The sequence below is a fragment of the Sphingopyxis sp. C-1 genome (assembly GCF_001047015.1).
In the GTDB taxonomy this organism is placed as follows: domain Bacteria; phylum Pseudomonadota; class Alphaproteobacteria; order Sphingomonadales; family Sphingomonadaceae; genus Sphingopyxis.
Map to the genome: position 1 here is coordinate 2,022,678 of NZ_BBRO01000001.1, position 19,946 is coordinate 2,042,623.

Sequence of the window (19,946 nt, forward strand, 5' to 3'; positions counted from 1 at the left end):
CTACGCTTTTCACGCCGCAACTGACGAGCGTGTCAGGCGAGCCCAGACTTCCAGTCGCGGCGGATCTTCTTCGCGAGGCTCCATTTGTGGACTTCGGTGGGGCCGTCGTAGATGCGAAAGGCGCGGACCTCGCGAAACACTTGCTCGACGATCGTCTTGTCGGTCACGCCGGTCCCGCCCATTACCTGGACGCAGCGGTCGGCGATGCGCATCAAAGCTTCCGACACCGCGACCTTCGCCATCGAGCTTTCAACCGTGCCAAGCGATCCGGTGTCGAGCACCCCCGCGCACCAGTCGATCATCAACTCGGCCTGTTTAAGGTCGATCATATTTTCGGCGAGCATGAAGCCGACGCCCTCATGGTCGATCAACGGCTTGCCGAACGCCTCGCGGCGGTTGGCGTAGTCGGTCGCGATCTCGTGCGCACGGATGCAAGCGCCCAGCCAGCGCATGCAGTGCGACAGGCGGGCAGGGGACAGGCGCACCTGCGCATAACGAAAGCCTTCGCCTGCCTCGCCAAGCATCTGGTCGGCGGGGATGCGGAGATTGTCGATGGTCAGCGTCGCATGGCCGCCGGGCATCGAACTGTCGATCGTATTCGGCACGTCGTCTATGCGAATTGCGGGATCGGGCAGGTCGACGAGGAACATGCATGCGCCCTGCTCGGACTTTGCCATCACGATACCGACGCGCGCACCCATTGCACCGGTGATGAAGGTCTTTCGACCGTTCACCACCCAATGATTGCCATCAAGATGACAGGTCGTCTTCATCATCGACGGGTCGGACCCCGCGCCACCTTCGTCAGCAGGCTCGGTCATGAAGAAGGCCGAGCGCACTTCACCGGCCACCATCGGCTTCAGGAACCGTTCCTTGAGCTCGGGGCTGCCTTCCTTGCCAAGGAGGTACATATTGCCCTCATCGGGTGCCATGGTGTTGCAAGCGAGCGGGCCGAGCGGGGAGAGGCCACTCTTGATGAGAACGACCGCCGTCTCGCGCTGGTTCAGATGATCGCCGTTGCCCAGGATGTGCGGGGTTAGCACCCCTGCTGCACGCGCATGCTCACGCATTTCCATCACAAGTTCGTCAGTCGGCGCGCCGTGGTGGTCGCGGCGCGGGTCTTTTTCATAAGGAACGACAATTTCGCGAACGAAGGTTTCGACCTTGGCGGCAATGGCCAGTGCCCGATCCGATATACCTTCGCTTGTCATAATCCCGATTCCCTTCGCTATCTATATAATCGCTCAACCCGACGTTGACGTAAGCGTCAAGTTATTTCATGGGTCGAAGCGAAGATGCCGTAGGGGCAGGACAACCGAGAAGGGACAGAGGATGGCTTTCAAGACACGCATCACCGAAATGCTGGGTATCGAGCATCCGATCGTCCAGGGCGGCATGCAGAGCGTCGGCTATGCCGAACTTGCCAGCGCCGTGTCGAATGCTGGCGGACTGGGCATTATCACCGCGCTGACCCAGCCGACCCCCGCCGCACTCAGCGCCGAAATCGAGCGCTGCCGCGCGATGACTGACAAGCCTTTCGGCGTGAATATGACCGTTTTTCCGACGATCAATGCCCCCGATTACAAGGCCTATGCTCAGGCTATCATTGACGGCGGAGTCAAGATTGTCGAGACCGCGGGTACACAGGCCGTGCGCGAGATTTGGGAAATGCTGAAGCCCCATGGCGTCACGATCCTCCACAAATGCACGGCGGTCCGCCATGCGCTGTCGGCCGAACGCGCGGGCTGCGACATCATTTCGATCGATGGTTTCGAATGCGCGGGCCACCCGGGCGAGGATGATATCCCCGGCCTGATCCTGATCCCCGCCGCTGCCGACAAGGTGAAGATTCCTATGCTTGCCTCGGGCGGCTTCGGCGACGGGCGTGGTCTCGTTGCTGCGCTTACCTTGGGTGCGGAAGGGATCAACATGGGCACGCGCTTCTGCGCGACGGTCGAGGCGCCGATCCACGCGAATGTGAAACAGGCCTATATCGACAACGACGAGCGCGGCAGCTTCCTGATCTTCCGCAGCCTTAAGAACACTGCGCGCGTCGGAAAGAGCGAAGTGAGCGAGGAGGTTGTGCGCCGCCTTGCTGTCCCCGATGCGACCTTTGCCGACGTCGCCGAACTGGTGAACGGCAAGGCGGGCCGCGAGTTGCTGGAGACCGGCGACCTTTCGAAAGGCGTTTTCTGGGCCGGAATGGTGCAGGGGCTTATCCACGACATCCCCACCTGTAAGGAACTGATCGACCGGATCATCGCCGATGCCGACGCGATCGTCGACGGGCGGCTCGCGTCGATGCGCGCCTGACACGTCCGCCGTGCTGGCGCAGCGCACGCGCTTTCGATATGGTCCGATTCATCACGATCTGATCATATCGAATGCCGCCGGCGCAACCGCCCGCCGGCGCGGCAAGGGGGATTTTTGAGCCTTATCGAATACAAGGGTTTCGGCGGCGTTGTTCTGGCGGCCGACATGCTGGGCGACGAAAATGACCCAGCGGTGCTCCTCGTCCCCGAAATCGGGCAGGACCGCGCAAGCTGGCGGGATGTCGCCGAGGCTCTTGTGCTTTCCGGGCGCCGCGTCGTCAATCTCGACCTTCGGGATGGCGCCGATCTCGCGCCGCATATTGAGGATTTGCGCGCTGTTCTTGCGCAGATGGGATCGCGGCCGGTCGTGGTCGCGGCGGGACGCGGCAGTTGGATCGCAACGCGCGCGCTCGGCCTTGATGATGGGGCGCATCTCGCCGCCGGCCTTGTGCTCGTCGACATGCCCCCTGATGACGGCGACGGAGCAAGCGGCGTCGCAGCGCGCCTCGCGCTGCCGACCCTCGTCGTTCGCGGCGGCTTTTCTCCCGCGCAGGCCAGCGCTCACAGCGATGCCTTCATCGCGGCGTTGCCGCTCGGACAGAGCGCCGACATCAATGATTGCGACCTTGAACTGGCGTCAGATCGCCGGGAAGCGCTGCTTGGACAGCTTCTCGAGTTCCTCGAACGTCGGCAGCCGCGCGAGGCGATGGAATTCAAGGCGGGATCCGATCCGCGCACGCTGCGCGATGCAATGGGCTGCTTTGCCACGGGCATCACGATCGTGACCGCCCTCGATGCCGAAGGAGCCCCCGTCGGACTCACCGCGAACAGTTTCACGTCGGTCTCGCTCGATCCTCCGCTGCTGCTCGTGTGCATCGCCAACACCGCCGGAACCGCGCCCGCGCTACGCCAAGCCGCGCATTTTGGGGTGAATGTGCTGCAGATCGGCCAACAGCCGACATCGAACCGTTTTGCGGCAAAGGGCGAAGACCGGTTCGCAGGCCAGCCGTGGGCCCCGGGTCAGACGGGCGTGCCGCTGCTAGGCAGCTCGCTCGTCTCGTTCGAGTGCCAGCACGAATCGCTGCACGAAGCGGGCGACCATTTCATCCTCGTCGGTCGGGTAGTGCGCGCGCAGTTCGAGCCGCATCGCGACCCCTTGCTCTATTTTCGCGGAAAATACCGTCGCCTGCATTTCGGCTGATGGCGGACAGGGTGGGCATCACCCTGTTATGTCGAACCAACCACATAACGCTGGCGAACCCCCGAAGCTTGACAACGGCGGCCTGCCGAGTCCCGTGCCGGTTGGCGAACCGGAAAGGCCAGTAATTTACCACGGCACGCCAATGACCCCGCGCGCGGCCCTCAACGCCGTCATGCCGGGTCGCGCTGCTTGCGTATCCTTCTTCCGCCCCGAAGATTTGGAGGCGGTGCTGGCTGTTTGTCCGCAGGTGATGTTTCGACCACGGAGCCTTTTCCTTCTGGATGCGGGCCATGCGGGCGGGGCGCGAATGGGACGAAGCCGACCGTCACCTTTGGTGGAACGCCTATTACGATTGGCTGGAACGGATGCTATTCGCTCCGGGCCGGTGGGCGATCATGCCGGACAGTCCGGCAGCGCCGTCCCAGCTCAACGACGGGCTTCTGAACGATTGGCCGTTTGGGGATCGAGGCGCGCCGGTCTGGCACATGGACGGGTCGATAGAACGACTGGCGAGACTCTGCGAGCGGCATCCGCGCGTATGCGTCGGTTGGATCGGCGATCCGAAGAAAGAGCCGGTGGGCTGCGAGGCCTATTTTCGGAAAATGGACGAGGTGGCGGCCCTGATGGGCAACACATGGCATCCTCTGCACATGCTTCGTGGGATTCTTGTTGCCCGCCAATATCCCTTCGTCAGCGTGGACAGCACGTCCCTCGCGCAGAACGGGCATCGCTATGACCAGCGCGACCAGCAAGTCGACATCCTGGATTACGAGCAAGGGTCTGACGGCATCTGGAGATGGCGTGGGCGAAACGCTTACGCCGATCGATTGGAGCAAGGTCATTTCACTTCCGGCATCATTGGAAAGATGCGCGCAAATCGAGCGACTGCAAGACGAGGACGAGATACATCGCCAGTTCGACTTGCTGTCGAACGAGGTCCTTTGCAGCTTGGGTTACTCTGAGCTGGTGGACCGCTTTCTCGCCCGTGTTGCTGAGTTCCACGCGCCCACCCCCGCCCAACCCATGACGATCACCCCACCCCGTTACCGCGCGCGAAATGGAGGGCAATGAGATGGCTGACACTACGCAGGGCTGGCTGATCGAAACCAAGTTCGGACCGCACACTCACTGGCTCAAGCTCGATGGCAAGCCTTGGCCGAGGTATGACGTGAGCGCGTATGACGGCGACGAGCTTCGCAAATACGCCATCCCGTTCAACTTCACCAAGGATGCGTCGGAGGCCCTCAGATTCGCCCGCAAAGAGGACGCAGAGGCCGTCATGGCGATGTTCCAGCGGTTTTTGATCGATCCCGTCGCAACTGAGCATGAGTGGACCGCGCCATGACCAAGCCGCCCAAGATCAAAAGCACCTACGCCATCGTCGACGTGATGAAAGGTCGCCGCGCTTTGAAGCGTCACCTTGAGGCCCACGGCGCCCTCCGCGTCACCATCGTTGCCGAGCTTACCGAACCCTACGGTGGCGATGACGGCACCAGCATCGAGTTCAACGCGAATGTCATCAGCATCACCCCCACCAAGGACTCCTCTCATGGGTACTGACCCTGACACGCTCGTCACTCGCCTTCTCGGCTACACCTACGACTGGGACGGCTCGGAGATGGCCGACGAAGCGGAAGCGCTGACCGAGGTCAAGTGCGGGCTGCTTCGCGAGGCGGCGGCACACATCAGGGCCGTCGAAGCTGCTCAATTGAACCTCGCTCTTCGCGCACAGGCTTTCAAGAATGCCGGGATCGAACAGGCGGCAGCTTTGATCGAGGAGCTTTCCAAGCGGCCAAGCACCCAGTGGGGTGAGATCGTGAAAGCCATACGCGCGCTGAAAGAGGATGTCCGCGATGACTGACCGTAACAAACCCGCGCTTATCGAACTGCTTGAGAAAGCGGACCGGGCGATCTTGATCCCTTCGTCAGACGTCCCCGCGCTAGAAGATGCGATTGTCGAAATGCATCGGCTGATTCAGCGCCTCGCGGCCCCCACCAATCCAGAAAGCGATCATCATGGGTAAGGATTTAGATATGGGGTTGGATGGGCAACCTGTTCGCGTCCAGCTCCGACGCACCAAGGGCTGGAAGATGCCCCCGAACACGGTGAAGGTTGCGCGCCCGACGATCTTCGGCAACCCGTGGACCGTGGCTGGTGCTATCGAGGTTGGCTATGGCCCCGAGCGTGCGCAAGCCTATTGCGTCGAACTCTACCGCGAATGGCTGACGACGAGCGTTGGCCTGACGCACATGTTGAAAGACAGCGATTATCTGCGGCGGCTGGTTGTCGAAGGCTTGCCGGGGCTGCGCGGCAAGAACCTCGCTTGTTTCTGCTCGCTCGACGAACCCTGCCACGCCGACGTGCTGCTCGAACTCGCCAACAAGGCCCCCTCCCGTGCCTGACCGTATGACCTCATTACCCCAACCTTTTCAGGGCGTTGGCTCTGACGAGCCCCGCGCTGCCACGGCTACGCCGCCAAGCCCTGCGGTCTTGGGCCAAGCTGGCATCGCTAACGCACTAGCCTTGCGGATCGAAGAGAGCCTTCTCGGCTGGCGGGAGTTGGACGAAGAGATATTCCGCTACCTTGGATGGGAGCCGATCCCCAATCCGACGTGGTCCGCTGGGCTTGGGGGCAGGTGGCGGCGCGGCGAAATCACGACCGGCAGCGAAGGAGCCCCATTTTACACCAAGTCGATTGACGATGCCGTGATGCTAATCTCGACGGGGTGCGAATGGTCATACGACAGCCATTACAAGGTCGCGAAGGTCTTTCGCTACGTCTTTGTCGACGGGCAAGGACCGGACTGCCTCGAATTTGAAGGCGAGGGCAACTCCGCCGCGATGTCGATATGCGTCGCGGCTCTCCGGGAGAGGGGTGCTGCGGAATGATCGAAGACGATCCGTTTGATGACTGCCTTGGCATCCACGTGCAGGCCAACGCTCAACGCCTCCGCAATCGAGCATCCGAAGCCATCGATAGGGCTGAACGGTTCGCCAAGGGCTTGAACACCACGCTAGAAGAGTGTCACGACATAATGGTCGCTGTCAGGTTAGCCCGCACCCTTCTTGCGCAAGAGACACCTACGCGACAGCGCCAAGACCGGAACGGGCTTGGTCCGAAGGATGGTGGCTCGGTCGGCGCAGCCGATGCGCCCGAACCCCAGTCGGACACCCCCTCATGACCAAGGATAGCTCTGTACGGTCGGGTGGGGTGACTGGGAAAGTCGAGGGGAACGGATGCGCATGCCGTTTCTGCACGCGTGATCGTCGATTCAAGGCTGCCATGGAAGGCGCTGCCGATCCGGCGTTTCTACTCGCGACATTCGAGGCGTTCAACGAGATGGAATACGAGTTCGACCGCCAAAAGCTGTTTTGGGGCGCGCGTGATGCGGAATGACCTCACCGCCCTCAGGGAGGCCTTGACGACGGCAAGGGAGGCGCTCGGCGACATTGCCTATGTTCACGAAACAGCGGGGGCGATGCGAGAGAAGGCTCGCGCTGCATATGATGCCATCCTCGCCAAACAAGGAGGGGAGGGTGTCTGATCCGATCCGCCAGAAGCTCGACCGCCGGATCCACTGCCAGCGAAAGGCATTGCGCGAGAATTGGGAGATCGTCGAACGGCGGCGGCGGGGGGATCGAAGCTTTATGCTCGCTATCATCCGCAAGGCCAATGAAGTTTGCGACGCTGCCGGAATCCCGCGTGGAGAAGGCTCGTCCCAATTCACCCTGATGAAGCGGCTGAACCTTCTGAACGCCCACCTTCTCACCCCGGAGAGCCATAATGAATAAGCAGGATGAATTGGCGGCGGCGATCTTAGCGGGCCTTCGTGAACCGCTGGCGCTCGAAAGCGGTTCGATCCCGACGCCGAGCCAGTTGAGGGCTGCCGCCGCAGCCGTCCGCTCCTTTATGGCGTCGGAAGAAGCTGTTGATCGGGTTGCCACTGCCATCGTCATGAAGGCAGACGGATGCGATTGGGCGAATATGACAGAGCGCGCCAGGGATTGTGAGCGAGAAGTTGCTCGCGCTGCCCTGTCTGCCGCTATTGGTGAAGAGGTGGGCGTGGGTGAGAGCGAAGGCGGCGAGCCAACCGGGAACCCCCAGTCCAAACTCGCCGCCGTGCGCGAATTTCGGCAATCCAAACGCAAGCGTAGGCGATGACCCTTTTCACCGCTCTTTCATGGACTAGCCAGCTTGCAATGTTGAGGTTGCCGCTGGTTCTCGTTGACGGACTCAACTGTCCGCCGCGCACTTCCTTCTGCCACAAATGAGGCGGGGTGGCAATCAACAAGCCGAAGTAGCAGCCCCCAGCGCGTCCGAGTAGCCAAGACGCCGCAACGCCTGTGCCGCCACCGTCTCGGCCTTCTGCTTGGGCGAGAGCGCCAGCCATTGCGCCTCGGTCATCTGCTCATTGAGCGCAGGGACCGGCTCAGGCTTCGCGCTGGCGCATTTCTGGACCACCGGCACGGATATGGTCTTTACCGTCTCTTTCGTCACCACACGCGGCCCGCAGGCGGCGAGGATCAGGGCGGGGATCAGGATCAGTGCGCGCATGTCAGAAGCTTTCACGATAAAGCAGGTTCAAGGCGTCCTCGGTCTTTTGGATCTGCGCCCAGCAATCGGCCACGTCTCCGGGGTCAAGGGCGTCGGTGTTCAGCTTGCGGACCAGCGCCTCTCGCTTGGCGTTCAGCGCGGCGACCTTCTTGGACAGGGCAGCGTTTTCAGCGCGCAGCCGTTCGGTGTCCCGCCCCATGGCGTCGATCGTTCCCGATTGCAGCTCGGCAGCGTTCTTCCAGCTTGCGCGCGAGGCGTTGATTTCCTCGACTTGGCGGCTGGTGTCCTTCCATTGCAGCTTGGGATTGTCCGAGGCGAGGCGGACGGCGGCGAGAACTTCGCCAGCCTCTGCGGTGAGGCCCATGAACTTCTCGCGCCAGTCTGCCCGTAGCGCGTCGAGACGAAGCGACCATGCGAGCAGGATCGTGACGGTGATTGCAGCGCCGATAGCGACGTATTTGCTGACGCCGAACATCAGAGGCCTTTCATGCACATTGCAGTTTCATCGGCACGGCGGTTCGTCAGCCCCTTGATGGTGCAGAGGTATTGCCCATTCTTCTTGCGGGTGCAGGCCTCGCCTTTGGCGATCTGGCGCTGTGCCTGAGACTGGGAGAACGTGCCTTTGTTCCATGCTCCGAACGCACGGCAGCCCGCTTTGAAATCGCCAGCGAGAAACAGACGGCGCGCGCTGCTTGTGCTATATCCGCCGAGGCCGACGTTATAGGCGAAGGACGATGCCCCCGCCAACTGGTTCGGACGATCAGCGATGGTCGGCGTCATATCGGCCACCGGCTTTGCGAAAGCTTCAACAGCCTTGCGAAGCATCGCCTCGCACTCGGCGTCGGTATAGGTCCGCATGACAACGCGCGTCTCGCCGTAACACACGGTTTTCACGCCCACCATATCGACATAGGGGCTGTTCGACTTGCCTTCCCACTTGGCGATGAAGGGCGTGGCGAGCAAAAGCGCCGCAGCCAAGCCGCCGCCGATGACCTTCGTCTTGGCCGACGATTCCGCGCGGTCCATGGGCTGGATCGTGTTATTCTGTTTTGGCATCGATTTTCCTTTCCATCTTGGGCTGACGGACGAACTTCGCGATCAACGACAGTGCGAACAGAAGCGCGCCGAGCACCGAAATGACCTGCGACGGCAGCAGCGCGTGAACGCTCGCTGGCATGAGGTTCCAGACGTAGAGCAAGCTCACCGGATCGACGGCGAACCATGCGAGGATGGCGAGGCCGAATGTGTTCAGGCGCACGGACCATGCTCGCCAGAGGACGCGCCAATGTGGGATCAGCTTCATGTCTTATCCTTTCGGCATCGCGCGGTGATAGGCTTCGAGGGTCGTCACGCGTGTTTCCACGGCATCGAGGCGCTTGCCTGTCATGTCCTGCTGTTGGCGCTCGTCCATGCGGGCGACGGTGATTTGCAGGCTGTTCAATGTCGCCGCCATCCAAATGATAGCGGCAGCTATGATCGTCGCGGCGATACCGCCGCCCCATTTCATCAAAGTGGGCATTTCGGCCTTTTCGGCAGGTGTCGGAGCAAAGTGCGGATGCTGGTTCACAAAGTCGCGGATTGCGATTTCCGCAGCGGCTTGGCCTACCTGCTCGGCGATCGCGCGTGTTTGCGCCGTGTCTCCGATGCTAGTCATCCCCGGCCACTCCCCTGCTATACCGCCAAAGGATAACCGCGAACGGAGCTACGATGATCGCCGCGAGCGCAATGAGTGCGTAGAGGTTGGTCATCAGTTGATCACCAAGAAGCTCACGCGCGTCTCAGCAGTCGCAGCAGCATTGGCCGTCAGCGTGAACGAGCCTGAGCCCGCAACAGCGACAACCGACTTCATCGTGCTATCCGCTGTTGCGACAGTGGCGATGATTATACTCGCAGCCGTAACGAGCGAATTGGTGACCACCAGGGACGTTGCGGCAGCAGCGAAGTTGACCGAGCCCGCAGGCTTGTTGATCGTGCGCGCCCCGGTCGTGCCGCCAGCGGTTGCCGTGTTCGACAGTATCAGGTTGGTTGCGGAGACATCGAAGGTTCCAGCGCCAAGGCGCAGGCGTCCGACATTGGCGTTGCCGAACGTCACCTCGTCGTTGACAGAAGCGCTCGACGGCTGTGCATTATACCCGATAACGATGTTGTTCGTTCCGGTCGTCGTGGACGACGAGGCGCTATACCCAATGAAGGTATTTTGCGTGCCGGTCGTGACCGACACACCGGCATCACAACCGAATGCACTGTTATAGTTCCCCGTTGCCGAAAGCAGGGCACGGCGACCGAAGGCCGAGTTCTCCTGCCCTGTCACGCACGCGCCCAAGGCTGCCGCACCCATGACCGTGTTGTAGGGGCTGGTCGTAAGCGCCGAGCCCGCCTGAAAGCCGACAATCGTGTTATCGGCGCCCGTGGTGACGTTGAGGCCAGCCTGCCGACCGATCGCCGTGTTGTTGTTCGCTGTCGTGACCGCTTGCAGGGAGGCATGGCCAAAGGCGGTGTTTTGGGCACCGGTCGTCAGATTGTTCAGCGCGGACACACCGATGCCGGTGTTGTCTGTCGCCGTCGTCGCGTTTTGCCCGACCTGCGTGCCAATGAATACGTTGCGGATGCCGGTCGTGAGTTTCCACCCAGCCCACACGCCGATGCCCATGTTGTAATAGCCGGTGGTGACATCGCGTAGTGCTTCTCGCCCGATCGCGATATTACGATGCCCGGTCGTGTTATCCTCAAGCGCATAGTCACCGATGGCAGTGTTCCACGAACCTTGATCGTAGAAGAACCCGCCGCCCGCGCTGTAGCCGTTCTTGACGAACGTGTTATTCGCAAGCGTGTTGATGCCGACAGCTTGGTTGCTGCGCTCGTTGTTAGTGTCGCCCGTAGCCACACCGCGCTGGACCTTCACCGATGGAGAGGTGATTTCATCTAGCGTCGCTTTAACCGTCACCGCACCATACCCCACCAGCGCAGCGCCACCAGATGCGGCGAGTGCAGTTGCTGTCGGGCGGGCATCAATGTCGTCCTGAACTGTGCCCGTTGGCGTGCCCACTAGTGTGGCGCCCGTCGCCCCGGACAGGTCCGTATAGACCCCGCTCGCCTCAAACATGGGAACGCCGGCCTCACGGGAAACGAACACATCGTTGGCATCGGAAAACACGATGTCATAGGCGCCGTTGACGACATACCAACGGAACATGCCGTTTTCATCGCTCAGGGCGGCATTGGCCACGCCCGACACGGTAGAAATAGGCGTCTCGTTCGCATCCGCGAAAATATCGACCTGATTGCCATCAGCATCGAACAGCCGCGCGTAGTAGCCGGGAAGCGCGTCGCCGCTGCGATTTGTGAAGGCGTCGGTGTATTTGAACATTCTATGCCTCGCTATTATTGCGCAAGATGACAGGGGCGGTGGCTACGGCGACGGTCCCGAGGCTATCGGTGGCGGTGCATGTGGCTGTGCCGCTGCGCGTCTGTCCGGGGTTGCAGGTCGCCGAGAATGAGCAGCCGGCATTCGTCGGGTTGTTGACGGCGATTGGACCCGTCACCGACCATGAATAGGAGAACGGCCCTATCCCGCCCGCAGGGGTTGCGATGATGACGTTGGAATCGACAGTTGCAGGGAAGGGCGAACTAACCTCACCCTCTGCCGATGCCGGGGCGATCGACAGCGACATGGGAGGGGCGAACGACTGCACCAGTTTCCAGGCGCTGCCGTTCCATGCCTCGATACGCGTGACGCGCTTTGGCGAAGTCGACGGGTAGAATTGCGCTCTGGCGGCATCTTTGGTCGCCGAACCGACAATCACCTTAAGCGGCATAATAGACGACCAACGAGCCCGCAGGAGGCGATGAAGGGGCAGGGGAGCCGTCAACCAGCGAATAGATGCGCGGCCCCGTGTGGCCGCTGTCGTTGGCGTAGTAGTGCCCGCCGAATCCTGACCGGATGATGTTCCCCGTCACCGTGCCGCCGGTCAGCAGCAGGGGGTTACCAAGCGCGGCAACCGTGTTGTACAGCTCGCGCCCATCCGCCATGATCTGGCGCATCTGGTTGTTGTAGCTCGCCAGTGCGGTGCTGTTCTCGGCAAGCGAAAGCCCCGCCAGCGTGAGGTTCGCGCTGGGCGTGAGGGAGTAGGCGGAAAAACTCATGGTTTCCCGTTCCTTTTCGTGTTAGCGATGTGGGATGAGTGATATGGCTTATATGGCGCTGGTCTTGGTCTGCGCCGGTATCGGGAGGGTTCTTATCCAGAACCTATTGGACAAACGGGAGAGCGCCCGCACTCCCGAGGCTGGCGCCGAAGAGACCGCCAGTTTTCCGGGCCCGCTTGACGTAGACATCCCGCGCCGCTGACTTCTTGCCCAGCGCCTGAACTGCGGCAAGAACAGCCGCAGGATCGGTGTTGAACAGGAGAGGGGCGAGTTGGTCTGCGCGCTTCTTGCTTCCTCGAAGTCTAGCATTGTCGACAATCTTGGTCAGCGCCTTTTGCGTAATCCCCTGCCCGCCTGAGCCGGTCGCATAAGACGCAACAGCGTCAGTTACCAACCCCGGCAGTCCAGTGTCGAATGCCTCGTCAGCCGCGGCGCGCATGGCCGTTGGCGAGCCGCCAAGCGTGTCATAGGCGGTTTGGGCCATGCGCTGCTCGGCATCATAGGCCGCCTTCATTCCAGCGGCGGAGGCGTCCCCGAAGACTGTCGCTGCGCGCTGTTGGGCGACGGGCGAACCATAGATGTTCTGATACGGGTTCGTCGAATAGCGAACCTTGTCCACGTTGTCGGACATCGCGACACGCTGGCCTAGCTTGAACTGCTCGCGCTGCCCTGGCGTCATTCCCTCCATGCGGGGGGCAATGTCGCGAGGATTGGCGTTCGCCATGTCGCGTCCGACCTGCAAGGCTTCGCGTTCCGATGCTGGGCCAGCATATGCCGCCCGCGCCTGTGCGTAAGTTCCGGGATAGAGGGTATCGACCTCCTTGACGAAGTTCTTGCGGAGACCTTCCACTGACGCGCCTTGACCGTTCAGGTCCAAGCGGCCCGTCATGGGGTTTTTGTAGCCGCCAACTACATCGTCAAGGCCGCGCTTCACGAAGTCGAGCGTTTCCGGGGACGGGTCTTGACGAAGGATTACCTGCCCCTGCTGGTCGAGGTCAAAGCCCATAGCGTTCGGGTCGCGACCCTCATTGGCTGCTATAGTCCGAGCGTTCGCGAGTGCTTCACGCCCAGCCGGGGTGGCAAGCATGGATTCCAGCTCCGGCGACGTCCGAGCGGGCAGGGCGCGAAACGCCTCATACATAGGCGCGCTATCCGTGCGAGCCTTCTGCAAAAGAGCTGCGCTGATCTCATTCGGGTTATCGATCGGTCCGAAGTTGCGGGCGATCTGCCCCTGCGCTCGGTCCGCTTGTCCCAAAGCGCGGGCGCCCAGCGTGTCGCGTGCCATAGCGTAGGCATCGGGCGACTTGCGCACGACTGAGCCCGCCAACGTCTGCAACTGGGGCGACGTGTCTGCGAGGGCCATAGGAAGGCCCATTTCCTGCGCGCTGGTCAACTGCTGGCTGACATCATCAGGAATACGGGCCATTGCGGCACGCTCCCCGCCGGTCACGGCTGCCGGAACGACGCCAGCCCGGTAAGGCACCGGCGCGCGACCGAATAGGCCACGCCCCGCGTTGCCGATGGCGTTGGCTGTGCGGCCCGTTGCCTGCGTCGCCGCCTGCCCAACCCGCGTCCCTGCCGCCTTGGTCGCCAGAGGGGCAAGAAGATAGCGTCCAGCCACATTGCCAGTCAGGGCGGCGCCCCCACCGAGCAATGCGCCTTGCGCACCTCCTTCGACGCCACCGCGAGCCGTGCCATAGGCGACATCACCAGCGGCACCGCCCGTTCTGGCGACGAGGCCGCCTGCGCCAAGGCCTTTCAAAAGCGCGTTGGCGCCCAGCATCCCAGTAATGGACCCGCCAACGTCGCCCGTGAACGATGCAACGGGGTTCACTTGGTCATCGGCTGCGTTGGTCTGCTGTTGAAGGCCCATGTTGGCGTCATACGCCTGCCCGAAACTGCTACCGTCCCACACGGAACGATTATTCGCACCAAACAGGTTGTCGATGGGGAGTAGCGCGTTGGCGCCGGCGGCTAGCCTGTCAGCGAGTCCCAACGTTCCAGCATTCGCAAAATTGCGGCCGAAAGCATCAATGCCGCCCATCGCGGTATCGCGACTGGCGGCGCCGGGTGCTCCACCGCCCCTTGGAGGAGGAAGGCCGCCAGAAACGGGCCCGTCTGGGCCGTAATAGTCGCCATCGCTGCCGACATAGCCCGTCAACGGGTCTGGTTGTTCTTTCTCGGCCTTCTGCGTGGTTGCGCGCTCGGGATCGTACTGCGCGCCCCATTTCGGCGCATCAAGACCCATTGCTTTCATGTTGTTTTCGACACGGCGGCGAAGAACGCCAAGCTTTTCCTGAACCTGGCTGTCTGTGTCCCAGCGGCTCGGCTGGTTCGCCGCGACAAAGCGAGCGGCGTCCGCATCCGATTGAGGCCCCATGCCGGGAACCTTGAACGCAGCTGTCCCGAGATCAGCCAAGCCCGCGCCTGCCGTATCGAAGGCCGTGTTACCTTGCGTCGGCAGATAATCTAGGACCGAGCCGAGCCCCACCCCTTTTTGGTGTTCGTTAAAAAGGTTCTCGATGTGGTTGATCTGGTCAATCACGGTCTTCAACGTTCCGACCTTAGCCGCGTCCGCCTTGCCGCCATCAGTTCCCTTCGGAGGCGTCACGCCGGGAATCCATTCAGCGCCCGACATATCGGTTTTCCAGCGCATGCCCGCAGGCAGCTTGCCGTATTTGGCTTCCATCAACGCGGCGCGCTTGGCCTCGTTGTCGAGCTGAGTGCCGACCAAACTGGCGGCAGCCTTCGGTTCTTCGTACCTTTTAGCTGGGTCACCGGGACGCACCTGCGTGCGCGACGGCTGCTGCTGGTTCACATTGCCGACAGGGCGGTCCCCCACGGGGTTGCCTTGCGCGTCAACGTTCCAGATGAAGCCGTCTTCGTCTACTGCCTGCTGCATTATTTAACCCTCGCCATAAGGCCGCTTACATATTTCTTCGTTTCGGCAGGCATCGCGTCGAGCCAACGCGGGCCATACCGCGCGATTGCCTTGTCGACCGCCCCAGGACCTGCGTTGTACGCGGCCCACATCTTTGCCAGATCGCCACCGTAACGGCTCTGCATCACGGCACGATATTGCTGGCCAAGTCGGTTCATGTCGCCGGGGTCATTCGGATTGGCAGCGCGTAGGCCGAAACCCGGATCGCGGGCCGTTGCTGGCATGACCTGCATTGCGAACCGCGCGCCCTTCGGCGAGACGACCGCCCGACCGTCGCTGTAATAGTCTCGATTGCCGCTTTCCGCACCAGCGGTGAGTGCGTTCAGATCGCGACCGTTAAAAGTTGCCAGACGGGATTGCCGTCTGACCTCCATTGTATGGGGTGAGCTTTCCCTTGGGGCGCTGGGGCATCGCCTGAGGCGCCATTGCGGGACGAACTGTGCCATCCTCGTTGACCATGTTCGGAATCTCGACGTATTCGATATATTCCTCGCCGTTCGGACCATATGTCTTTTGGGGGATACGCTTGGCGTTCGGGTCTCGGAAAATCAGTTTCTTCTCGCCCGTCGACGGGTTGATCGACCAGCGGTTTCCTGCGTTGTCGTCGAAATAGTCGGGATCAGGATTTGCGCGCTTATACTCCAGAAGCGCGCGCTGATCTGCCAAGGTATCACCGCGGCGGCGTTGATACGCCTGCTCCGCGTAAGCCTGCGCCTGCTGGCGATTACGCTGGTCGATGAGGTTCGGAACATATTGAGCCTGCCCGCCACCTGCGATCGACAAGCTGTCTCCTAGAACACCAATGAGCTTGCCCCAGTCGAAGCCCTTTTTCATGGGCTGCTCTGTGGCCGTCATGGCAGGCTGTTGCTGCGGAATGCGGGCGGGCGCTCCGAAAAGCCCGCGCGGGCGCTGCTGCATCAATCCGGGTGCGAGAGCCATCTAGCCGCCTCCTGCATAAGCTTGCGCCGCGTTACCGGCCATCTGGGCGAGGAGGCCAGCGAGTGAGCCCTTTTGGGTGGTTTTCGTGTACTGGCCAAGGAGCCCGCCAACCCCCTGTCCCGCGCCGACCGCCGCGCGGACGGGTGCCTGCATGGCTTCGTATGCGGCGAAGGCGGGGTCAAGAATGCCGTTTTCTGCCGCGATGAGCCCCGGAACCTGAGAGACAGCCTGCCCCATACGATCCCGCTCGGCGCCGTAGTCCTGATAACGCAGCCCAAGAGCGTTCTTGCCCAGCTCTCGCGACAAGATACCAGCCTGAGCGCTGCCGCCCGTCTGGCCGCGTGTACCCATCCCGGCAGAGATGTTGTTGGCGATGTCGTTGCCCTGCTGTCCGATAATGCCGTCAAGATACGGGTTGCCGTTGAGGTATTTCCCGCCCAGCACGTCCGCATTGTATCCGCGGGCCGCCTCGATATTGGGGTCGCCAGCATTGTAGCGGTTGACTACGCTATCGAGGATGCCGCCAAACTTCGTCGCGCCCGCCTGTAGGCCTGGGGCGGCCTGATTATAGGCGTTCGTGATGTTGTTTGCGGCGCCCTCAATCTGCTTGGAATAGATTGGCTGGGTCTTCGATTTCGATTTCATGTCAATGCAAGCTCCAGATCATCACCTATTTGCGTCCAGTGGGGTAGAATGCGGCGCCAACCGCGGCGCCCCTCGATCAGCAAGCGATTGCACCCGATTTCGCGGGCGAAAGCTGAAATCTCGGCCTCCGCGTCACCGCACCAGCCCCGAACCCCCTCGCCAACGCCAATCCAGATGCGGATTGCCTCGTCGGTCGTGCGCTCGATCACCAGAAAGCCGTTTTCGACAGGCCATCCCATTGCGTGCCCGAGAGATACCTTCTCGATTATCTCCGCTGCCGTGTGGCCGCCCCGTTCCGCGCATTTCACTACTTCACCCCACCACGGGGAATCCCAAGGCGTCACGCCGCGAAACTCTGCATAAATGGCTGCCACATGCGGGACTGAGCCACCTGAGCGCCGCCATTGACGAACAGGTCGGGCCGAAGAACTTGATTGGCGAGCGATACCGTGGCGGGGAAGAAACTGTTGTCATTGGCGTAGAACGGAGGCGATAGGTTCTTCCGGCTGCTGACTGTGGGCGCATAGAATGTCTGCGCATTCGATACGAGCGGCGGAGCCATCGAATTGCTGGCGGAAATGCTTGGCGAGAAGAAGCTCTGAGCGTTGACGACAAGCGATGGAGACAGGACGATCGCGCTTTGTGTAACGGTCGGCCCGTAAAAGCTCTGTGTGTTGCTCAGCAGCGTCGGCGAAAGTGTGACCGCTCCCGGCGATACAGTCGGTCCGTAGAAGGCTTGCGCGTTCGTCAGGAGGGCCGGCGCAAGAGAATAGGTCGCCGTTACGGTGGCTGCCGGGAAGCTCTGGCTATTCGTGAACAGGGATGGAGTGAGCGAAACAGCGCCGCGCGTGACGGTCGCAGCGTAGAAAGATTGGCTATTAGCGAACAGCGACGCGGTTAGAGATACCGCCCCACGCGTGACAGTGGGGGCGAAGAAGCTTTGGGCATTACTGAACAGGGACGGAGAAAGCACCTGAACCTGTGCAACTGTCGGAGCGTAGAAGGTCTGCGTGTTGGTGAGCAGCGCCGGCGAGAGCGTCTGGCCACCAGAAGACGGAAAGAAAAGCCAGTCCGTCCAGGCTGCCGGATGCGCGGAATTCTTTGCTGCCAGACCCGTGATCTTGCGGGGTTGCGGATTAAAGCGGCGACGGCCCGTAAGAAGCCACGTAGAACGGAGAGGGAAGTCCCCATCGGCGGTATGGCCTGCATAGACGATCGAGCGGTAAAAGGTGGGCGCGTTGCTGAAAAGCGATGGCAGAAGGGTGACCGGCCCAAGAACGGTCGGAGCATAAAAGGTCTGCGTATTCGTGAATAGCGACGGAGTTAGGTTCTGCGATCCCGCACCGGCTGCCACGACGGCATAGCTGACCCCGTTTGCGAATTCAGGCCCGCTGGTCGTGATGTTGTAATCGGTTGACGTTCCGTTGAAGGAGCCAGGCTGGCTGATAGCCCATGAAACGCCGTCAACCGTGAAGCTGGTGGCCGTGAACGTCGCAACAGTGTTTCCGACCATCGCCATGGCATCGGTGGAGCCGGTGATTAGATAGTCCAGGGTAAAGCCTACCCAAGGCTCCGTGCCGCCAGTCCATGAACCAAACGAGGTGCCGAGTGTCGATCCTACCCGAGCATAACCGAAAAGACCGAATGCGGTTTGCGCATTTAAGGTCGCCACGGGTTACCCCTGCGCCTCGATATACTGCCCTACGAAGTTGGTCGCGGTTGTCGCGCTCGGAAACCACACAAGCTGCAGCACGCTGTCATCGTATATCCGCGGCATACCCGAGGTCAGGGCATCGATCGCATTGCCGATATTCGCAGAAGTTACCTCGATCTGCGCCAGCACGCGAAACAGAACGAGATGCATGGTTCCGCTGGTTCGGGTGGCCGTCTGGATAAAGCTTGTCGGTGCACGTACCCCCGTATCGCCAGCCGCCAACGTGAAAATCTCGAACGTCCCAACCGGTGGCGTCGTCACACCCGTGAGCGTCCCCGTTGCCCCCGTATTGCCGTCCTGATCGGTATAGGTGAGCGTGACAGTCGGCGTTCCGGATCCACCAGTTCCCGACCATTCCACCGCCGCCATGACGTTGGCGCCGTTCGTTGCGCCGTTGCCGTCCCGAGCCGGGAGCGTGGCAGGCGTGATGCCCTGTGCGGACGTTGACGTTACCGAAAGCCCGCTGTTATGCCAAAGGCGATCAATCAGCCACAATGTGCCAGCGGTTGAGGCGTTGATGGCCAAGCGGGAGAGATAGCTGTTGCCCGATCCGGGGTTGGTGCGCGTGATGGCGCCCGCCGTTGCCCCGCTGACCGCCGCACCGCCTGTGCCTGCTGCGTTTGCTGATGCTGCGCCCGGGTTGCCGACAGCGTACCACAGGCTATATCCACGCATCGCGCCGACTGCCGCTGTGGCAATGCCGGTCTTGATAAACGGCTGCGGCGCCTGAGCACCCGCAATTACACCGTCAAGGCTGCTGATTGCCATGTATTACCTTCCGAATGTGCTTGATCGTATCCGAAAGGCTGCGGCCTTGGATTTACGGATCGTGTTCGTGGCAGCGGCAACCCGGGCAGTGATAGTCTGAAGACCTCACCCCGGCTGGCTGTGACCTTTTCCAAAGCTCTAGATTTTCTGGCCGGTTGTCGTCTCTGCGCCCGTTGATGTGATGGACATTCTCATTCTTCTCCAACGGCCTGCCGAGCTTTTCCTGCATCACAAAGCGGTGCTCAAGCATCCAATTCGCGCCCGTCCCAAACTTTTTGGCGTTTGGGGTCCCTGGAGCAACCTTGATGATTTTGTAGCCGTCTCCAGCATCGCGCACTGAGCCTGTTGGGCACTCATTCTCATAGAAACAGGTCAGCGAACAGAAGCGACCCTGCGACCCCTTGCCTACGACGTATATTACCCCGCACTTCTCGCAGGAGGCTGATTTTTGCTTGCAGCCTTTGGAGCAGTAAACCGCGCGAGGAGTAGACGGATTGAAATCCTTGCCGCAGCGTTTGCATCGTTTCCGGTAGCAAACTTTCCCGCAGTAGCTCAAGCCTCCTCGCGGGAAAGTGGCAAACTCCTCAAGGCAAGTTAAGCAACGTTGTATTTTAGCGCGTTGACGAATGCCTGAGGGTTTAATGTACCAAATCGTTCCATCGTCGGAAACATGGCTTCTTGGGAGAAGGTTTTTCATCCTTCAGCCATAACATGGAAGATTACACTC

29 protein-coding genes are annotated in these 19,946 nt (G+C 61.2%); 13 read left to right on the top strand and 16 right to left on the bottom strand.

The genetic code is table 11. The features are described 5' to 3' along the window. Window positions 1–32: 32 nt before the first annotated feature. Window positions 33–1,211 carry an acyl-CoA dehydrogenase family protein gene (locus SC1_RS09385; protein WP_062180514.1) on the bottom strand — a complete coding sequence of 393 codons (1,179 nt, stop codon included), beginning with the start codon at window positions 1,209–1,211 and terminating at the stop codon, window positions 33–35. A gap of 121 nt (window positions 1,212–1,332) precedes the next feature. Here SC1_RS09385 and SC1_RS09390 point away from each other — a divergent pair, with 121 nt between their 5' ends. The 11 genes from SC1_RS09390 to SC1_RS09445 all read left to right on the top strand — a co-directional run bounded on the left by SC1_RS09390 (window position 1,333) and on the right by SC1_RS09445 (window position 7,676). Further along, window positions 1,333–2,313: a nitronate monooxygenase family protein gene (locus tag SC1_RS09390; RefSeq protein WP_062180517.1), complete on the top strand. Its 981-nt coding sequence runs from the start codon at window positions 1,333–1,335 to the stop codon at window positions 2,311–2,313. Between the two features lie 114 nt (window positions 2,314–2,427). Beyond that, window positions 2,428–3,513: a flavin reductase gene (locus SC1_RS09395; RefSeq protein WP_062180520.1), complete on the top strand. Its 1,086-nt coding sequence runs from the start codon at window positions 2,428–2,430 to the stop codon at window positions 3,511–3,513. A 290-nt stretch (window positions 3,514–3,803) separates the two neighbouring features. Continuing rightward, window positions 3,804–4,475, top strand: a complete 672-nt coding sequence (locus SC1_RS09400; RefSeq protein WP_152682344.1) for a hypothetical protein — start codon at window positions 3,804–3,806, stop codon at window positions 4,473–4,475. 110 nt (window positions 4,476–4,585) lie between these two features. Beyond that, window positions 4,586–4,858: a hypothetical protein gene (locus tag SC1_RS09405; RefSeq protein WP_062180525.1), complete on the top strand. Its 273-nt coding sequence runs from the start codon at window positions 4,586–4,588 to the stop codon at window positions 4,856–4,858. Then, window positions 4,855–5,073, top strand: coding sequence for a hypothetical protein (locus SC1_RS09410; protein WP_062180527.1), 219 nt, complete (start codon window positions 4,855–4,857; stop codon window positions 5,071–5,073). Before SC1_RS09405 ends, SC1_RS09410 begins: the two co-directional genes overlap by 4 nt. Continuing rightward, a complete protein-coding gene (locus SC1_RS09415) occupies window positions 5,063–5,374 on the top strand; it encodes a hypothetical protein (protein WP_062180530.1) in 312 nt (103 codons plus the stop codon). Before SC1_RS09410 ends, SC1_RS09415 begins: the two co-directional genes overlap by 11 nt. Before the next feature lie 155 nt (window positions 5,375–5,529). Then, entirely contained in the window at window positions 5,530–5,916 is a 387-nt protein-coding gene (locus SC1_RS09425; protein ID WP_202966792.1) for a DUF4326 domain-containing protein, read from the top strand. 121 nt (window positions 5,917–6,037) lie between these two features. Next, a complete protein-coding gene (locus SC1_RS09430; protein WP_152682345.1) occupies window positions 6,038–6,403 on the top strand; it encodes a hypothetical protein in 366 nt (121 codons plus the stop codon). 289 nt (window positions 6,404–6,692) lie between these two features. Next, window positions 6,693–6,911 (top strand): hypothetical protein, encoded by a 219-nt coding sequence (locus SC1_RS21825; protein ID WP_152682346.1) that lies wholly within the window; start codon window positions 6,693–6,695, stop codon window positions 6,909–6,911. Window positions 6,912–7,051: 140 nt separating this feature from the next. After that, the gene (locus SC1_RS09440; protein WP_152682347.1) at window positions 7,052–7,306 is read left to right on the top strand and encodes a hypothetical protein; all 255 of its coding nucleotides are present in this window, start codon (window positions 7,052–7,054) and stop codon (window positions 7,304–7,306) included. Next, entirely contained in the window at window positions 7,299–7,676 is a 378-nt protein-coding gene (locus SC1_RS09445) for a hypothetical protein (protein WP_062180548.1), read from the top strand. Before SC1_RS09440 ends, SC1_RS09445 begins: the two co-directional genes overlap by 8 nt. Window positions 7,677–7,799: 123 nt before the next feature. Here the strand turns inward: SC1_RS09445 and SC1_RS09450 are convergent, their stop codons facing one another. From SC1_RS09450 to SC1_RS09475, 6 genes are all read right to left on the bottom strand, one after another. Further along, window positions 7,800–8,069: a hypothetical protein gene (locus SC1_RS09450; RefSeq protein ID WP_062180551.1), complete on the bottom strand. Its 270-nt coding sequence runs from the start codon at window positions 8,067–8,069 to the stop codon at window positions 7,800–7,802. Window position 8,070: 1 nt separating this feature from the next. After that, entirely contained in the window at window positions 8,071–8,544 is a 474-nt protein-coding gene (locus SC1_RS09455) for a hypothetical protein (RefSeq protein WP_062180554.1), read from the bottom strand. Continuing rightward, window positions 8,544–9,095: a lysozyme gene (locus tag SC1_RS09460; RefSeq protein ID WP_062180557.1), complete on the bottom strand. Its 552-nt coding sequence runs from the start codon at window positions 9,093–9,095 to the stop codon at window positions 8,544–8,546. Before SC1_RS09460 ends, SC1_RS09455 begins: the two co-directional genes overlap by 1 nt. 13 nt (window positions 9,096–9,108) lie before the next feature. After that, window positions 9,109–9,372, bottom strand: a complete 264-nt coding sequence (locus tag SC1_RS09465; RefSeq protein WP_062180560.1) for a hypothetical protein — start codon at window positions 9,370–9,372, stop codon at window positions 9,109–9,111. Between the two features lie 3 nt (window positions 9,373–9,375). Beyond that, window positions 9,376–9,723 (bottom strand): hypothetical protein, encoded by a 348-nt coding sequence (locus SC1_RS09470; RefSeq protein WP_062180563.1) that lies wholly within the window; start codon window positions 9,721–9,723, stop codon window positions 9,376–9,378. A gap of 93 nt (window positions 9,724–9,816) precedes the next feature. Then, window positions 9,817–11,436, bottom strand: coding sequence for a hypothetical protein (locus SC1_RS09475; protein WP_062180566.1), 1,620 nt, complete (start codon window positions 11,434–11,436; stop codon window positions 9,817–9,819). 38 nt (window positions 11,437–11,474) lie between these two features. Between SC1_RS09475 and SC1_RS22170 the strand changes: the two genes are divergently transcribed. Both SC1_RS22170 and SC1_RS22175 read left to right on the top strand, forming a co-directional pair. Then, the gene (locus SC1_RS22170) at window positions 11,475–11,624 is read left to right on the top strand and encodes a hypothetical protein (protein WP_193749141.1); all 150 of its coding nucleotides are present in this window, start codon (window positions 11,475–11,477) and stop codon (window positions 11,622–11,624) included. A 36-nt stretch (window positions 11,625–11,660) separates the two neighbouring features. Then, window positions 11,661–11,828 (top strand): hypothetical protein, encoded by a 168-nt coding sequence (locus SC1_RS22175; RefSeq protein ID WP_193749142.1) that lies wholly within the window; start codon window positions 11,661–11,663, stop codon window positions 11,826–11,828. Between the two features lie 45 nt (window positions 11,829–11,873). Here SC1_RS22175 and SC1_RS09480 read toward each other — a convergent pair whose 3' ends face one another. The 9 genes from SC1_RS09480 to SC1_RS22635 all read right to left on the bottom strand — a co-directional run bounded on the left by SC1_RS09480 (window position 11,874) and on the right by SC1_RS22635 (window position 19,916). Further along, window positions 11,874–12,212, bottom strand: coding sequence for a hypothetical protein (locus tag SC1_RS09480; protein WP_062180568.1), 339 nt, complete (start codon window positions 12,210–12,212; stop codon window positions 11,874–11,876). Window positions 12,213–12,315: 103 nt separating this feature from the next. Then, window positions 12,316–15,114, bottom strand: a complete 2,799-nt coding sequence (locus SC1_RS09485; protein WP_062180571.1) for a hypothetical protein — start codon at window positions 15,112–15,114, stop codon at window positions 12,316–12,318. Next, window positions 15,114–15,599 carry a lytic transglycosylase domain-containing protein gene (locus tag SC1_RS22545; protein ID WP_370568734.1) on the bottom strand — a complete coding sequence of 162 codons (486 nt, stop codon included), beginning with the start codon at window positions 15,597–15,599 and terminating at the stop codon, window positions 15,114–15,116. Before SC1_RS22545 ends, SC1_RS09485 begins: the two co-directional genes overlap by 1 nt. Further along, the gene (locus SC1_RS22410; protein WP_062180576.1) at window positions 15,490–16,092 is read right to left on the bottom strand and encodes a hypothetical protein; all 603 of its coding nucleotides are present in this window, start codon (window positions 16,090–16,092) and stop codon (window positions 15,490–15,492) included. The genes SC1_RS22545 and SC1_RS22410 overlap by 110 nt, the downstream gene beginning before the upstream one ends. Further along, entirely contained in the window at window positions 16,093–16,737 is a 645-nt protein-coding gene (locus SC1_RS09500; protein WP_062180581.1) for a hypothetical protein, read from the bottom strand. Next, window positions 16,734–16,976, bottom strand: a complete 243-nt coding sequence (locus tag SC1_RS22415; RefSeq protein ID WP_062180584.1) for a hypothetical protein — start codon at window positions 16,974–16,976, stop codon at window positions 16,734–16,736. Before SC1_RS22415 ends, SC1_RS09500 begins: the two co-directional genes overlap by 4 nt. A gap of 101 nt (window positions 16,977–17,077) precedes the next feature. Further along, window positions 17,078–18,409 carry a hypothetical protein gene (locus SC1_RS09510; protein WP_152682349.1) on the bottom strand — a complete coding sequence of 444 codons (1,332 nt, stop codon included), beginning with the start codon at window positions 18,407–18,409 and terminating at the stop codon, window positions 17,078–17,080. 3 nt (window positions 18,410–18,412) lie between these two features. Further along, window positions 18,413–19,219, bottom strand: a complete 807-nt coding sequence (locus SC1_RS09515) for a hypothetical protein (RefSeq protein WP_062180590.1) — start codon at window positions 19,217–19,219, stop codon at window positions 18,413–18,415. A 52-nt stretch (window positions 19,220–19,271) separates the two neighbouring features. Next, complete coding sequence (locus tag SC1_RS22635; protein ID WP_202966793.1) at window positions 19,272–19,916, bottom strand: HNH endonuclease signature motif containing protein; 645 nt, start codon at window positions 19,914–19,916, stop codon at window positions 19,272–19,274. Window positions 19,917–19,946: the final 30 nt, after the last annotated feature.

Bases quoted from the DNA above. Each gene is read 5' to 3' on its own strand.
- SC1_RS09480 (WP_062180568.1), bottom strand. From the start codon at position 12,212: ATGAGTTTTTCCGCCTACTCCCTCACGCCCAGCGCGAACCTCACGCTG.
- SC1_RS09415 (WP_062180530.1), top strand. From the start codon at position 5,063: ATGGGTACTGACCCTGACACGCTCGTCACTCGCCTTCTCGGCTACACC.
- SC1_RS22635 (WP_202966793.1), bottom strand. From the start codon at position 19,916: ATGAAAAACCTTCTCCCAAGAAGCCATGTTTCCGACGATGGAACGATT.
- SC1_RS09405 (WP_062180525.1), top strand. From the start codon at position 4,586: ATGGCTGACACTACGCAGGGCTGGCTGATCGAAACCAAGTTCGGACCG.
- SC1_RS09500 (WP_062180581.1), bottom strand. From the start codon at position 16,737: ATGAAATCGAAATCGAAGACCCAGCCAATCTATTCCAAGCAGATTGAG.
- SC1_RS22415 (WP_062180584.1), bottom strand. From the start codon at position 16,976: ATGGGATGGCCTGTCGAAAACGGCTTTCTGGTGATCGAGCGCACGACC.
- SC1_RS09410 (WP_062180527.1), top strand. From the start codon at position 4,855: ATGACCAAGCCGCCCAAGATCAAAAGCACCTACGCCATCGTCGACGTG.
- SC1_RS09425 (WP_202966792.1), top strand. From the start codon at position 5,530: ATGGGTAAGGATTTAGATATGGGGTTGGATGGGCAACCTGTTCGCGTC.
- SC1_RS22175 (WP_193749142.1), top strand. From the start codon at position 11,661: ATGACGTTGGAATCGACAGTTGCAGGGAAGGGCGAACTAACCTCACCC.
- SC1_RS09465 (WP_062180560.1), bottom strand. From the start codon at position 9,372: ATGAAGCTGATCCCACATTGGCGCGTCCTCTGGCGAGCATGGTCCGTG.
- SC1_RS22545 (WP_370568734.1), bottom strand. From the start codon at position 15,599: ATGGCACAGTTCGTCCCGCAATGGCGCCTCAGGCGATGCCCCAGCGCC.
- SC1_RS22410 (WP_062180576.1), bottom strand. From the start codon at position 16,092: ATGGCTCTCGCACCCGGATTGATGCAGCAGCGCCCGCGCGGGCTTTTC.
- SC1_RS09455 (WP_062180554.1), bottom strand. From the start codon at position 8,544: ATGTTCGGCGTCAGCAAATACGTCGCTATCGGCGCTGCAATCACCGTC.
- SC1_RS09450 (WP_062180551.1), bottom strand. From the start codon at position 8,069: ATGCGCGCACTGATCCTGATCCCCGCCCTGATCCTCGCCGCCTGCGGG.
- SC1_RS21825 (WP_152682346.1), top strand. From the start codon at position 6,693: ATGACCAAGGATAGCTCTGTACGGTCGGGTGGGGTGACTGGGAAAGTC.
- SC1_RS09390 (WP_062180517.1), top strand. From the start codon at position 1,333: ATGGCTTTCAAGACACGCATCACCGAAATGCTGGGTATCGAGCATCCG.
- SC1_RS09485 (WP_062180571.1), bottom strand. From the start codon at position 15,114: ATGCAGCAGGCAGTAGACGAAGACGGCTTCATCTGGAACGTTGACGCG.
- SC1_RS09460 (WP_062180557.1), bottom strand. From the start codon at position 9,095: ATGGACCGCGCGGAATCGTCGGCCAAGACGAAGGTCATCGGCGGCGGC.
- SC1_RS09385 (WP_062180514.1), bottom strand. From the start codon at position 1,211: ATGACAAGCGAAGGTATATCGGATCGGGCACTGGCCATTGCCGCCAAG.
- SC1_RS09475 (WP_062180566.1), bottom strand. From the start codon at position 11,436: ATGTTCAAATACACCGACGCCTTCACAAATCGCAGCGGCGACGCGCTT.
- SC1_RS09400 (WP_152682344.1), top strand. From the start codon at position 3,804: ATGCGGGCGGGGCGCGAATGGGACGAAGCCGACCGTCACCTTTGGTGG.
- SC1_RS09515 (WP_062180590.1), bottom strand. From the start codon at position 19,219: ATGGCAATCAGCAGCCTTGACGGTGTAATTGCGGGTGCTCAGGCGCCG.
- SC1_RS09470 (WP_062180563.1), bottom strand. From the start codon at position 9,723: ATGACTAGCATCGGAGACACGGCGCAAACACGCGCGATCGCCGAGCAG.
- SC1_RS09445 (WP_062180548.1), top strand. From the start codon at position 7,299: ATGAATAAGCAGGATGAATTGGCGGCGGCGATCTTAGCGGGCCTTCGT.